Here is a 13,004-nt window from a genome sequence, read left to right as displayed (position 1 = left end):
GGGGCCGGGCCGGCGGCAGTGGTGCTCAGGCCGCCACCGGGAGGACGGGTTCCGGGGCGGGGAGCGGGATGCCGAAATCGCGCAGGACGGCGGTGGTGGCGCGGCGTGCCGAGCGCAGGGCGCCCGGCACGGTGTTCGTGTCGCGGTGGTCGCCGCACACGTACAGCCCGGCCACGACCCGTACCGGGCGCCGCGGGTCGAAGGGCGGGGGCATCGCGGGCACGGCCTCCGGGGTGTGGTGGACGGCCAGCAGCTCCCAGTCCCGGGTGGCGCTCTCGTACAGCCGGGCCAGCCGGGAGGCGACCGTGCGGACGGGCGGCGGCGGGCCGAACACGGTCGTGGTGACCAGGCTGCGGCCGGCCGGGGCCCGCGTCGGGTCGACCGCGCTCATCACCGCGGTGTGGGCCACGGGCCACCCGGGGTCGCCGTCCAGGAGCAGTGAGCCGTCCCAGGGCAGCGGGGCGGGCGTGGCGTGGTGCAGGACGGTCACCTCGTGGAAGCCGGGCACGCGCAGGCCGGGCAGGAGCCGGGCCGCGGCGCGGGCCCCGGTGGCGAGCAGGACGGAGCGGCAGCGGAAGTCGCCGTGCTCCTCGGTGGTGACCAGGTTGGCCGCCACGGAGCGGACCCGGATGCCGGTGCGGACGGTGCCGGGCGGCAGTCCGGCGGCGAGCAGTGCGGGCAGCGCCGAGGCCCCTCCCTCGGGGACGGCGAGGCGGCCGCGGGCGAAGGTGCGCAGGGCGAGGTCGGCGACCCGGCTGGAGGTGGTGAGCTCCGGGTCCCGCAGCAGGGCGGTGAGCAGCGGCCGCAGGACCGTCCCGGCGGAGCGCGGCGGCAGGCTGCGGGAGCGCAGGGCGGCGGACGCGGTCCGTTCCGTACGGGCCATCAGCCGTTCCTCGGGCAGGGCGGCGAGGCGGCCGAGGGCGGCGCTGAGCCGGGCCTGGTCGAGGGAGCCGCTGGCCAGTGCGCGGGCCGGGGTGAGCGCCCCGGCCCGGACCTGCCGCCCCTCGCCGTGGACCAGGACGCCGGGCGCGAAGGGGCGCAGGACCAGGTCCTCCAGGCCGGGGGTGCGGGTGAGTTCGGCGGACGAGGTGGTGAGCAGCTGGCCGATGCGGTCCAGCCGGAACCCGTCGGCGGACTCGGTGGCCATCCGGCCGCCGGAGCCGTCCGCGGCCTCCAGGACGGTGACGGTGACCCCCGCCGCGATCAGGTGGTGTGCGGCCGCGAGTCCCGAGACCCCGGCTCCTACGATGACGACGTCCGCATGGTGTGCGGCATGGTGTGCGCTGCTGAGCACGTGCCCCTCCCCGAGGTCGGCGCGGCTGTGTGGGGTTCCTCCTTCCCCCAACGGACTCCAGGGGAACCCGAGTTCGGTCGGCTATTGCGGTCAGATCCGGTCGCACAACGGTCGCATCCGGGTCACAAACGGTCGCACGGTGGTCGCACGGTGGTCGCCCGCGGGCTCAGAGCGCGGCGCGGATTGCGTCCTCGATGCCCGGGTCGCGGAAGACGAACCCCGAGTCCAGCAGCCGCGCGGGCAGCACCCGCTGGCTGCCGAGCACGTCGTCGGAGAACTCCCCGAGCACGATCCGCAGAGCCGCTGCCGGTACCGGCAGCAGCGCGGGCCGGTGCAGCACCCGGGCCATGGCCGCGGTGACCTCGCGGTTGGTCCGCGGCTCGGGGGCGGTGAGGTTGACGGGGCCGGTGAGGGCGGGGGTGTCGATGATGTGCCGCAGGGCCGCGACCTCGTCGTGCAGGGAGATGTGCGACCAGAACTGGCGCCCGCTGCCGAGCCGGCCGCCGGCGCCCGCCCGGAAGAGGGGGAACAGCCGTCCCCAGGCGCCGCCCTCCTTGGCCACGACCAGGCCGGTCCGGGCGAAGACCGTACGGATCCCGGCCGCCGCGGCCGGCTGCGCCGCCGCCTCCCACTCGACGCAGACCGAAGGCAGGAACCCCCGCCCGGCGGGGGCGTCCTCGTCCACGGGCCGGTCGCCGGTGTCCCCGTAGTAGCCGATGGCCGAGCCGCAGACCAGGACGGCGGGCGGCCCGTCCAGGGCGGCCAGCGCCCCGGCGAGCGTGGCGGTGCCGAGGACGCGGCTGTCGCGGATCTCCCTCTTGTACGCCTCGGTCCAGCGGTGCTCCCCCACCCCGGCCCCGGCCAGGTGCACGACCGCCCCGCAACCGGCCAGCCCGGCGGGGTCCACCGTGCCCTCTGCGGGGTCCCAGCGCGCCTCGTCCGCGGCGGCTGGCGCCCGGCGCACGAAGCGGACCACCTCGTGCCCGTCCGCCCGGAGGGACTGCACGAGGGCCTTGCCGATGAGACCGGTGGAACCGGTGACCGCGATACGCATGGCCCCATCCTGCCCGCCCGCGCGCTCCCCGGGGGCCCTGCCGCGCGACCGGCGGGGCACGCGGGCCCGCCGGGCGGCGCGGGGGCGGGGTCAGGCGGTGGTCCCCAGCCAGCTGCCCACCGCGTAGGTGACTCCCATGGCCAGGGCGCCGCCCGTGACGTTGCGCAGGATCGCGCGCGGGACCGGGGCTGCGCCCAGCCGGGCGCTGACCACCCCGCACAGGGTGAGGGCGGCGAGCACGGACACCACGGTGACCGGGACTCGGACGGAGGAGCCGGGCAGGACGATCGCCGACAGGGGGAGCAGCGCGCCCACGGTGAAGGCGACGAGGCTGGCGAGGGCCGCGTGCCAGGGATTGGCCAGCTCGTCGGGGTCGATGCCCAGCTCCACCCGGGCGTGGGCGCGCAGCGCGTCCCGCTCCGTCAGCTGCTTGGCCGCCTCCCGGGCCAGTTCCCGGCTGAGGCCGCGCTCGGCCAGCAGGTCGGTGAGCTCGTCGAGTTCCGCCTCCGGCTCCGTGGCCAGCTCCTTGCGCTCCAGCTCCAGTGCGGCCTGCTCGGAGTCCCGTTGGGAGCTGACGGAGACGTACTCCCCCGCCGCCATCGACAGGGCGCCCGCCAGCAGCCCGGCGACGCCCGCGGCCAGGATCGTGGAGCGGGTGGTGGTGGCGCCGGCGACACCGACCACCAGGCCGGCCGTGGAGATGATCCCGTCGTTGGCGCCGAGGACCCCCGCGCGCAGCCAGTTGAGCCGGGTGCTGATCGCCGCGCCGGCGCCGCCGCCCCCGGAGCCGTGGGCTTCGACGTGCGCCGGGGTCGGCGTCCTGCGCGGGGCCTCTTCGTCCGTCACGCCCCCACTGTCGCGGCCGCGGCCCGGCCCGGCCACCCGTGGGACGGGTCCGGGGTGCGCGGACGCGGGCCTGGTACCAGGGTGGAGGGGTGAGACGCGGACGCGAGGAGCCGGGCTGGCTGCGCGGGGCTCCACCGCCCCGCTGGGCCCGCCTGGCCCCCGTGGCGGCCCTGGTGGTGCTGGTGCTCGCGCAGGCGGTCACCCCCGGCGACGTGGAGCTGGGGTACTTCCTGGCGGCGCTGCCCCCGGTCGCGGCCTTCGCCTACGGGGCGGTGGGCACCGCCGTGTTCGCCGCCCTGGTGCTGGTCCTGCTCGGCGTGCCGGCCATCGGCGTGGCCCACGCCCGCGGCTCCGACCTGGCCACCGTGGCAGCCGTCGGACTGCTGAGCGTGGTGATCGCGCTGGTCCGGCGGCGCCGGGACGCCCAGCTGGTCAGCGTGCGGACGGTGGCGGAGGCGGCGCAGCTGGCGGTGCTCCCGCCGGTGCCGCCGCGGGTGGGCCCGGTGCACTGCTCCGGGCTGTACCGGGCGGCGCAGCGCGGCACCCTGGTCGGCGGCGACCTGTACGACGTACGGGCGGGGCCGTTCGGGGTACGGGCCCTGGTCGCCGACGTGCAGGGCCACGGCCTGGCGGCGGTCGCCACGGTGGCGGCGCTGCTGGGCGCCTTCCGCGAGGCGGTGCTGGACGACACGGAACTGGTGGCGGTGGCGGCCCGGCTGGACCGGCGGCTGCGGGTGGAGGGGACCCGGCCGGACGGGGCCGAGGGGCATCCGGAGCTGTTCGTGACGGCGGTGCTCGTGGAGTTCCCGCCCGGGCAGGACCTCGTACGGCTCGTCTCCTGCGGGCATCCGCCGCCCCTGCTGCTGAGCGGGACCTCGGTGGAGGAGGTGGCGGTGGAGCCGGGGCCGCCGCTGGGCCTGGGACTCGGTGGCGCGGAGTCCTCGAAGGTGGCGGAGGTGCGGCCGGCGCCCGGAGACCGGCTGCTGCTGTACACCGACGGGGTGACCGAGGCCCGGGACCGGGCGGGCCACTTCTACCCGCTGGCCGCGCGGGTGCCGGTGCTGTCGCGGGACCCGGGCGGCCTGGTCCGGGCCATCTGGGACGACCTGCTGGAGTTCAGCGGGGGCCCGCGCGACGACGTGGCACTGCTACTGCTCTCGCTGGACGGGACGGCAGCGCCCCCGGGCAGGGCGCGGGGCCTGCGGGAGGCCGCCGCCCGGCTCGGGGAGCGGGGCGGCCGGTCCGGCCTCCCGAAGGCCGGATGCTGAGCGGGGCTATCCCTCGCGGATGAAGGCGCGCACCATCGTGCAGGTGACGTTCGAGGGCCGGCGCAGACCCGTCCGGACGGCCATGGTGCGGATCTTCCGGTTCGTGGCGCGCCGGGCGTCGTACGTCCCCGAGTCGAGCAGGGATATGGCCAGCCGCATGGCCTTCAGACGGCGGTTGTGGCTCTCGTACCACTCGCGGGGCAGACCCGCCGGCAGTGGCTTCCTCTGGACGGGCCGGACGGTGGTGGCAGTGGCCATCTACAGCCTCCCAAACGGTAGTTGGCGTCCTGTCGTATGTCCTCCATTCTACCGGCGGCCACTGACAGAAGCCCCTGGCCGGACGGCCCCGACTAGGCTGCGGCGCATGGAGATCTGGATCAATCCCGCCTGTTCCAAGTGCCGGGGCGCGCTCACCCTGCTGGACGCCGAGGGCGCGGACTACACCGTGCGCCGCTACCTGGAGGACGTGCCCTCGCAGGACGAGATCCGCGAGGTGCTCGGGCGGCTCGGGCTGGAGCCGTGGGACATCACGCGCACTGCGGACCCGCTGGCCCGGGAGGCCGGCGTGGCCGGGCTGCCGCGGGAGGGCACCGAGGAGGCGCGGGAGCGGTGGATCGCCCTGCTGGCCGCGCATCCGAAGCTCATCCAGCGCCCGATCATCACCGCCGAGGACGGCACGGCCGTGGTCGCCCGCTCCGAGGAGGCGGTCCGCGAGGCCCTGTCCCGCAAGGCCTGAGGGCCGCGGGGCGCAGAGCCCGGCCGGGGACCGGGGCCGCGGACTGCGGACTGCGGACTGCGGACCGCCGACTCCGGACCGGGGCCGCCGACTGCGGACCGCGGACCGCGGACCGCCGACTGCGGACCGGGGCCGCGGACCGCCGACTGCGGACCGGGGCCGCGGGGTCGTTCCTTCATCTCGTCCCCACACCGCTCCTCGTAGGGTGAAGCTGGCAGACAAACCGGATCTTCCACCTGAAAGGGACGATGTGACCGAGCAGCAGGCACCCGTGCGGCCCCCTCCCGACACCCGCCCCCTCCCCCCGCCCCGGCGGGGAGCCGACTGGCTGTTCGGCGGGGTCTACGGAACGGTCCTGGCCAGCGCACTACTGGCAGCACTGGACCAGAGGGGCGGGGAGTACACCCCGTTCCACGACGCCGGGTGGGTGCTCGTCACGGCCGCCGCGGCCGCCCTCGCGCACGGCTACGCGCACCACCTGGCCTCCCACCGGCCCGGCTCGGCCGGACACCGGGGGCGGCTGCTGACCGCGGCCCTCGGGAACGAGTGGCCGATGGTCGCGGCCACCCTCCCCACCGTCCTGCTGCTGGTCCTCGCCGGGATCGCCGGGTGGGAGCCCTACGGGGTGACCGCGGTCGGGCTCGGGGTGAACACCGCGCTGCTGTTCGCCTGGGGTGCGACCGTCGCGCTCCGGGTGGGCCACCGGCTCCGGCAGGCCCTGCTGCTCGGCCTCGCGGACGCCGCGATCGGCCTGGTCGTCATCGTGGCGAACGCCCTGATCAAGTAGGCGCTCCCGGCGGCCCGCCCCGGCGTCACCCGGCGGCCCGCCCCGGCGTCACTCGGGCAGCTGCGCCTCGGCCTCGGCGAGGATCTCGGTCAGCCGGGCCCCGAATGCGGCGCCGCGCGGATCCGGCACCCCGGTACGGGCCGAGTCGAGCAGGGCGTCCAGCGCGCGCCCGTAGGCGCCCGGCACGTCGTTCCAGCCGGGCAGCTCGAAGACGCCCTCGGCTCCGCGCAGTTCCACGCCCACCCCGGCGGCCGCGGTCGGTGCGCCGAGGCACAGGACGGCGGTGCTGGCCGCGCCACCGGAGTGCCGCAGCGCCAGCTGGACCACGTCGGAGGGGCCCCGGGTGGCGCTGACGGAGGTGACCTCGCCGAGGACCGGGACCAGGACGGACAGGGCGTGCGGACCGACGTCCCACAGGCCGCCCTTGGCCTTGCGCCAGGGCGAGTCGGCGTAGGCGCCGGGGGCGCCGTCGGGCGGGAAGACGGCTCCGAGCCAGTGCGCCGCAGCGGTGAACCAGCCCGTGCGCGCGGCCTGCTCCTCGACCCAGCCGGCGGCGGGCTCGGCGAACCGGAGGGTGAGGAAGACGACGGAGGCCACCTGGTGGCGCGCCACGGCCTCGGCCACCGCGCGGGCGTCCTGAACAGTGGTGGCGACGGGCTTGTCGAGGAGCAGGTGGCGGCCTGCGGCGGCCGCCCGGACGGCGAGCGGGGCCTGCACGTCCGGGGGCAGGGCGAAGGCGACGACGTCACAGTCCGCGAACAGGGCGTCGGGGTCTTCGTACACCTTCACTCCGAAGGCGCCGGCCAGCTCGGCCGCGGCCTCGGGCCGGCGGCCCCACACACCGGCGAACTCGGAGCCGGTGTGGGCGGCGAGGGCCGGTGCGTGGGTGCGCCGGGCCCAGGGACCGGTGCCCAGCAGCCCGACCCGGGGCAGGCGGGTGTTCCCGGAGTCGGCTCCGGCGGGGCTCACATCAGGCGAAAGGCTCACGCGCCCAGTCTGCCCCACCCGCACGGGTGCTCCCCACCCGCCCGCACGACCCGCCCGGCCGGCGCGGCGGAGGCGGTAACACGGGGTTCACACCCGGGCAACGGAAGGGAAATCGCGGCGGGGCACGCTGCGGTCATCACCGCGGCGATGGAGCAGCGGCCGGCAGCACCCGCAGAGTCTGAGGATGGGGCCCGTGAGCTACAAGGCTGAGTACATCTGGATCGACGGCACCGAGCCGACGGCGAAGCTTCGCTCCAAGACGAAGGTCCTCGGCGACGGCGACGCGCTGCCGGTCTGGGGCTTCGACGGGTCGAGCACGAACCAGGCCGAGGGCCACGCCTCGGACCGCGTCCTCAACCCGGTGTTCTCCTGCCCGGACCCGATCCGCGGCGGGGACGACGTCCTCGTGCTGTGCGAGGTCCTGAACATCGACATGACTCCGCACGAGTCGAACACCCGCGCACTGCTGCGTCCGGTCGCCGAGAGGTTCGCGGGCCAGGAGCCGGTCTTCGGCATCGAGCAGGAGTACACCTTCTTCGACGGCGCCCGGCCGCTCGGCTTCCCGGTGAACGGCTTCCCGGCCGCGCAGGGCGGCTACTACTGCGGCGTCGGCTCGGACGAGATCTTCGGCCGCGACATCGTCGAGAAGCACCTGGACCACTGCCTCGCGGCGGGCCTGAGCATCTCCGGCATCAACGCCGAGGTCATGCCCGGCCAGTGGGAGTTCCAGGTCGGCCCCGTCGGCCCGCTGGAGGTCTCCGACCAGCTGTGGATCGCGCGCTGGCTGCTCTACCGCACCGCCGAGGACTTCAACGTCTCCGCGACGCTGAACCCGAAGCCGGTGAAGGGCGACTGGAACGGCGCGGGTGCGCACACCAACTTCTCCACGAGGGCGATGCGCGAGGACTACCGCGCCATCATCTCCGCCTGCGAGGCCCTGGGCGAGGGCAGCAAGCCGCTGGACCACGTCAAGAACTACGGCGCCGGTATCGACGAGCGCCTGACGGGCCTGCACGAGACGGCCCCGTGGAACGAGTTCAGCTACGGCGTCTCGGACCGCGGCGCCTCGGTCCGCATCCCGTGGCAGGTGGAGAGGGACGGCAAGGGCTACATCGAGGACCGCCGCCCCAACGCGAACGTGGACCCGTACGTGGTGACCCGCCTGATCACGGACACCTGCTGCACCGGCCTGGAGAAGGACGGCCTGGTTTGACGGACCGGCCCGGTGCCTCCCGAGCCCCCGGCGCCTCCCGGTGCCGCCCGAGCTCCCTGCGCCCGCCGCGCCCCCGTGCCCGGCGGGCGTCTCCATGCCCGCGATGACCGGAATAGGGGGGTACCTACCCGTGCCCGGTGGAGACCAACTCGCGGAATATGAGATTCCGCTCCATCAGCTGAGACGGGGTCTGCCCCGCGCCCCGGTCTTCTGCTTGAATGAGCGCATGGCCGGCTACTTGCACACCTCGACAGGTCGCAGCGACCTCGAGCCGTTCTGGCCTTCCCGTCAGGACCATGATTTCGACCGGGTGTGTTGCCGCGCGAAGAACGCGCCGGCCCTCTAACGCCTCGGAACCTCTCAGCAGAACCCCGGGGCCTTCGGTCTGCGCGGTACGACGACGTCCGTACGTCTCCTGCCGTCCACTCCGCGTGAAAGAGCTGACCACTCATGGCCAACACCCGCACCCTGACCTCCGCTTCCTCCGCTGCGACCGCCCCCCTGCCGCCCTTCCCGCCCAGTGCCCGCCACCGGCTGCGGGCCGTGGACCGGGACGAGGTGGCCCGCGTGGTGGACCTGCTCCCGCCCGGGGCGACCTGGCTCCCCGCCCCCCAGCACACCCTCCCGGCACTGCCGGGCCGGCCGCCGATGGTCGGCTACCTGGTCCTCGTACCGGCCGACCAGCAGCCGCCGATCGCCTTCGCCCCGCAGGCCGTCGGCGTCCCGCAGGCCCCCGCCGCCGCCCCGACCCCCGCCGCCGCCGGCCCCACGGGCGACCACATCGTCCGCATCGACCCGGCGCAGCGCACGGCCGAGGTCGACGGGCAGGTGCTCGACCTGACGTACCTGGAGTTCGAGCTGCTGGCCCACCTGGTGGCGCACCCGCACCGGGTGCACAGCCGGGACCAGCTGGTGACCACGGTCTGGGGGTACGGGCACGTCGGCGACGGCCGGACCGTGGACGTCCACATCGCCCGCCTGCGGCGCAAGCTGGGCGCCGCGCACCGCGGTTCCATCCAGACGGTCCGCCGCGTGGGCTACAAGTACGCGCCCTGACCGGCCCGCGGCCGGGCGCCGGGCCCGTACCCCGCTACGGGGCACGGGCCCGGCGGCCGGCCAGGCGAGGGCGCAGGTCGGCACGAAACCCCCGGAAGCCCTGCCGGGGATGTCCGCACCGGGTACGGAGGAATGCCCCAGAGCGCCCGAGGCGACGCACACGGCCGCAAACACGGCGGTCCGTGCGGAGCGCAGCGCCTGCCCTGGGGCCCGCCGACGACGGCCGCAGGGTGGTGTCCGATCATGGCCGGGTGAATCCATTGCCATGGGGAGCGGTCTACGCCGGCGCCGTGCAGCTCGGGGCGTACGCCTTGGAGCGGACCGGGCCCGCGCGGCGGGAGCAGCTGCTGCGGTCCTGCTCGACGAACGTCGACAACCTCGCGGCCGGGCGCTGGGAGACGCTGGTCAGCAGCGCCCTCGTCGTCGAGGAGCCGATGCCGCTGCCCTATGCGCTGCTGCTGGTCGCGGTCCTGGGGTACGCCGAGTACGCGTACGGCGCCTGGTGGGCGGCCGCGGTGTTCCTCCTCGGCCACACCGGCGCCACCGTCCTGGTGTACGGGGCCCTGCGCGGTTCGCCGGATCCGGGGACCCGGCGGGCCCTGGACGTGGGGACCAGCTACGGGTTCAACGCCGTGCTCGGCGCCCTGACCTCGGCCCTGCCGCGCGGGACCGTCCGCACGGCCGCGCGGGTGGGGCTGCTGGCACTGGCCGCGGCGCCCGTGCTGCGGCGCGGGCGCACCTTCACCGACGCCGGGCACCTGGCGGCACTGGGGGTCGGAGTGGCGGTCTCGCTGGCCGCCGATTGTCTTTCCGGAGCACAGCACCGGAAAATGGCACCGACCGTCACATGACACGAGTAACCCGCCCTCGGTTGGAGCCGCCACGATGACCGCCACCCCGTCCACCACCGTCGCCAACCTGCGCGACCTCGGCGGCACCCCGCTCTCCGGCGGCCGCACCGTGCGCCCCGGCCTGGTCCTGCGTTCGGGCCAGCTCGACCGGCTGGACCTGCGGGCCGACCCGGCCGTGGCCGCGCTGGGCCTGCGCACGGTCATCGACTTCCGCACCGCGCCCGAGCGCGAGGCCCACCCCGACCGGGTGCCGGCCGGGGTGCGCGTCCTGGTGGAGGACGTGCTGGCGGACCAGGTGAGCGCGGGCCGGATGCCGGCTGCGGCGCAGCTCAAGGACCTGCTGTCCGACCCGGCGGTGGCCGAGGAGCACCTGGGCGGCGGCAAGGTGCAGGCCCTGTTCGGCGACATCTACCGGTCCTTCGTGAGCTCCGGCTCCGGCCGGGCCGCGTACCGGACCCTGCTCACCGAGCTCGCCGACCCGCAGGCCGGCCCCCTGCTGTTCCACTGCACGGCCGGCAAGGACCGGACGGGCTGGGGCGCGACCGTCGTCCTGGCGCTGCTCGGCGCGGACGAGGCGGCGCTCAGGGCCGAGTACCTCTCCGTCAACCCGGCGGTCAAGCAGGCCTTCGCCCCGATGATCGAGGGCTTCACGGCGGCCGGCGGCGACCCCGACCTCGCGCTCGCGCTGATCGGGGTCTTCCCGGAGTACCTGGAGGCCGCGCTGGACGAGGTCGCGACCCGTTACGGCTCGATGGAGAAGTACGTGCGCGAGGGGCTCGGGGTCCCCGACGGGACGGTCGAGGCGCTCCGCGCCCGCCTGGCGGGCTGAACCGCGGCCCGGCCCCCGCCCGCCGGGCCCCGGCGGGGCCTGCGCGGGCGGTCGCACCCCGAACGGGTGCGCCGGGGACGGGTGACCATCCGACGAATCGCTCGTTCTGCTGAACGTGACTGCGCCGGATACCGCCACCCGCCCCCCGTCTCCCGACGTCGAACTGGCCGAGGCCGCCATCGTCGAGCACTACGCGCGGCTGGTGCGGCTCGCCTACCTGGTGCTGCCGCCCGCCCTCGGCCGCAACCGGCGGGTGCTCACCGCCCATGCGCTGGTCCAGCGGGCCCTGCCGCGCGGCCGGCGGTCGGCCGACTCCGCCGCCGCCCAGGTGCGCGGCGGAGTCCCGGGCCAGCGCGGCGGCTCGCAGGACTCGGGGTATCCGTACGTCCGGCTGCGCGTGCTGCGCACCGCCCTGGAAGCCGGGGTCCCGCTGACCTTCCGGGCCCTGCCCCGGCGCTCGCAGCTCCCGCCGGTGCTCCCCCAGGTCTGGGGGCTGCGGCTGTTCCCCCGCTCCGGCGGGGCCGAGGAGCTCGCCCTCGACCAGTGGCTGAGCACCCTGGACGGCCCCGGGCGGGCCGCCTGCGTACTGCGGGCCCTGGAGCGGCTGCCCGAGGCGGAGGTGCTCCGGGTGCTCACCGAGGCCGGGGTCGCGGACCCGGCCGCCGCGGTCGCCGGATCGGGGGACCCGGCGCACGACGGCCTGTTCGCCTCCCCCGAGTTCGACCCGTGCGTGCTGCAGGCCCGGCCCACCGACCTGCTGCGCAGGCGCCGGCTGGCCCGGGCCGGCCTCGCCGCGGCGATCGCCCTCGCGGTGGGCGCGGCGTTCCTCGCACTGCCCGGCGGCGGCTGGGGTGCGGACGGGGCCGCGGCTCCCGCGTACGCCCGCAACGCGGCGGCCGAACAGGCCCTGGACCCGGGCAGGCTGGTCCGGGCGGCGCCCACGCTCTGGCGCACGTCCTCCCGTACGGACTTCTCGGCCTGGCCTGCGCGCGGCGAGCGCGCCGACGACACGGGGCTGCTGCGCCGGGCCCTGGCCGTCTGGGCGCGCCCCGGCTCCTCGGTGATCGTCTCGGCCACCCCCGGCACCCCCGCCGGGCCGCCGATGGGGCCGCCGCAGCTGCTGTTCGCGGGCACGGTGGACCAGGCCGTGGTGGTCCTGCTGTACGACGGCCTGCGCGTGGTGCGGTACGCGGAACCGCGGACCGGGTCCGCCGGCGCCGCCCTCGACTTCGCCCGGACCGACGGGGCCTCCGCGGACACCGCGACGGCGCTGGTGCTCAGCCGGGTCGACGGCAACGTCCGCTACCTCGCGGCGCCGTGGGTGACCGCGGCGGCCCAGCGGGACCTCCTCAAGCCGGGCGACGGGGCGGCCGCGCTGAAGCTGACCCCGGAGGGGGTCACGCCGCCCGTGACGGGACCGGCCGCGTCGGGGACGTGCACGGGCTGGAGCGCCCTGGCCCTGACCGGGGACGGCGCCACCCGGCTGATCACCGACCTCGGCGAGCTGACCCCGGCCCGGCTGACCGCCGGGGCGCCGGGCGCGGAGCGGGACGTGACGGAGGCGGCGGAACTCGGCGACTGGTCGAGGATCGCCTGCCTCCTGCCCTCGGTCCGCTCGCACGGGGTCCGCACGGTCAACGCCTGGACGTACGCCAAGCAGCCGCTGCCGGAGGGCGACGGCACGGCCGCCTGGCTGTGCACCCGGGCCGAGACCTGGCAGGGTGCGGCCGACCGGGTGCAGGCGCAGTTCCTGGCCCCGGGCGCGCCGCTGGCTGCGCAGGCGGCCAGGTCGGAGGGGTCGGCGGCGTGCGGGCCGCGGGAGCCGCGGGTGCTGGCGGGCGTGCTGTGGAAGTCGCGGGCGGGCCAGTGGTACGTCCTGGCGGCGGGCAGTGCGCAGTTCGCCTCGCTGTCGGTGTCGGGGAACGGGGTCAAGGGTTCCGCGAACGGCAACCGACTGGCCGTCAAGGCGCCCGAGGGCGCCCAGGTCGACCTGTCGGGCAGACTCACGGACGGCACCAAGGCGGGCGTACTGCGCTAGTGCTCTGACCGGGGTCAGCGCATCCGGGGTCGGGCGGTGTATCCG

The 13,004-nt window shown here is 76.1% G+C and carries 13 protein-coding genes; 8 read left to right on the top strand and 5 right to left on the bottom strand.

Features of this window, described 5'->3' with window-relative positions; all coding sequences use genetic code 11:
- Positions 1 to 25: 25 nt before the first annotated feature.
- The 3 genes from ACLJTM_RS24670 to ACLJTM_RS24660 form a co-directional block, all read right to left on the bottom strand.
- On the bottom strand, positions 26 to 1,294 hold the full coding sequence (locus ACLJTM_RS24670) for an FAD-dependent oxidoreductase (protein WP_411105897.1): 1,269 nt from the start codon (positions 1,292 to 1,294) through the stop codon (positions 26 to 28).
- Positions 1,295 to 1,460: 166 nt separating this feature from the next.
- Positions 1,461 to 2,348 (bottom strand): TIGR01777 family oxidoreductase, encoded by an 888-nt coding sequence (locus tag ACLJTM_RS24665; protein WP_411105896.1) that lies wholly within the window; start codon positions 2,346 to 2,348, stop codon positions 1,461 to 1,463.
- 90 nt (positions 2,349 to 2,438) lie between these two features.
- Positions 2,439 to 3,194, bottom strand: coding sequence for a VIT family protein (locus ACLJTM_RS24660; RefSeq protein WP_411105895.1), 756 nt, complete (start codon positions 3,192 to 3,194; stop codon positions 2,439 to 2,441).
- Positions 3,195 to 3,283: 89 nt separating this feature from the next.
- Between ACLJTM_RS24660 and ACLJTM_RS24655 the strand changes: the two genes are divergently transcribed.
- Positions 3,284 to 4,462, top strand: a complete 1,179-nt coding sequence (locus ACLJTM_RS24655) for a PP2C family protein-serine/threonine phosphatase (protein WP_411105894.1) — start codon at positions 3,284 to 3,286, stop codon at positions 4,460 to 4,462.
- Positions 4,463 to 4,468: 6 nt separating this feature from the next.
- Here ACLJTM_RS24655 and ACLJTM_RS24650 read toward each other — a convergent pair whose 3' ends face one another.
- Positions 4,469 to 4,720 carry a hypothetical protein gene (locus ACLJTM_RS24650; RefSeq protein ID WP_411105893.1) on the bottom strand — a complete coding sequence of 84 codons (252 nt, stop codon included), beginning with the start codon at positions 4,718 to 4,720 and terminating at the stop codon, positions 4,469 to 4,471.
- Between the two features lie 106 nt (positions 4,721 to 4,826).
- Between ACLJTM_RS24650 and ACLJTM_RS24645 the strand changes: the two genes are divergently transcribed.
- Together ACLJTM_RS24645 and ACLJTM_RS24640 are read left to right on the top strand one after the other, a co-directional pair.
- Complete coding sequence (locus ACLJTM_RS24645) at positions 4,827 to 5,198, top strand: ArsC/Spx/MgsR family protein (RefSeq protein ID WP_411105892.1); 372 nt, start codon at positions 4,827 to 4,829, stop codon at positions 5,196 to 5,198.
- Between the two features lie 250 nt (positions 5,199 to 5,448).
- Entirely contained in the window at positions 5,449 to 5,985 is a 537-nt protein-coding gene (locus tag ACLJTM_RS24640) for a hypothetical protein (protein WP_411105891.1), read from the top strand.
- A gap of 48 nt (positions 5,986 to 6,033) precedes the next feature.
- Here ACLJTM_RS24640 and ACLJTM_RS24635 read toward each other — a convergent pair whose 3' ends face one another.
- Positions 6,034 to 6,972 carry a Gfo/Idh/MocA family protein gene (locus ACLJTM_RS24635; protein ID WP_411105890.1) on the bottom strand — a complete coding sequence of 313 codons (939 nt, stop codon included), beginning with the start codon at positions 6,970 to 6,972 and terminating at the stop codon, positions 6,034 to 6,036.
- A 193-nt stretch (positions 6,973 to 7,165) separates the two neighbouring features.
- Between ACLJTM_RS24635 and glnII the strand changes: the two genes are divergently transcribed.
- The 5 genes from glnII (at position 7,166) to ACLJTM_RS24610 (ending at position 12,959) form a co-directional block, all read left to right on the top strand.
- Positions 7,166 to 8,185: a glutamine synthetase gene (glnII, locus tag ACLJTM_RS24630; RefSeq protein WP_411105889.1), complete on the top strand. Its 1,020-nt coding sequence runs from the start codon at positions 7,166 to 7,168 to the stop codon at positions 8,183 to 8,185.
- 450 nt (positions 8,186 to 8,635) lie between these two features.
- Positions 8,636 to 9,241, top strand: coding sequence for a winged helix-turn-helix domain-containing protein (locus ACLJTM_RS24625; protein ID WP_411105888.1), 606 nt, complete (start codon positions 8,636 to 8,638; stop codon positions 9,239 to 9,241).
- A gap of 251 nt (positions 9,242 to 9,492) precedes the next feature.
- Positions 9,493 to 10,092, top strand: coding sequence for a rhomboid-like protein (locus ACLJTM_RS24620; protein WP_411105887.1), 600 nt, complete (start codon positions 9,493 to 9,495; stop codon positions 10,090 to 10,092).
- Between the two features lie 34 nt (positions 10,093 to 10,126).
- On the top strand, positions 10,127 to 10,921 hold the full coding sequence (locus ACLJTM_RS24615) for a tyrosine-protein phosphatase (RefSeq protein WP_411105886.1): 795 nt from the start codon (positions 10,127 to 10,129) through the stop codon (positions 10,919 to 10,921).
- Positions 10,922 to 11,036: 115 nt separating this feature from the next.
- On the top strand, positions 11,037 to 12,959 hold the full coding sequence (locus tag ACLJTM_RS24610; protein WP_411105885.1) for a hypothetical protein: 1,923 nt from the start codon (positions 11,037 to 11,039) through the stop codon (positions 12,957 to 12,959).
- The last annotated feature ends 45 nt before the right edge of the window (positions 12,960 to 13,004 follow it).

The sequence above is a fragment of the Streptomyces sp. cmx-4-9 genome (assembly GCF_046548835.1).
Classification (GTDB): Bacteria; Actinomycetota; Actinomycetes; order Streptomycetales; family Streptomycetaceae; genus Streptomyces.
This window is presented reverse-complemented; position numbering and strand designations above follow the sequence as displayed.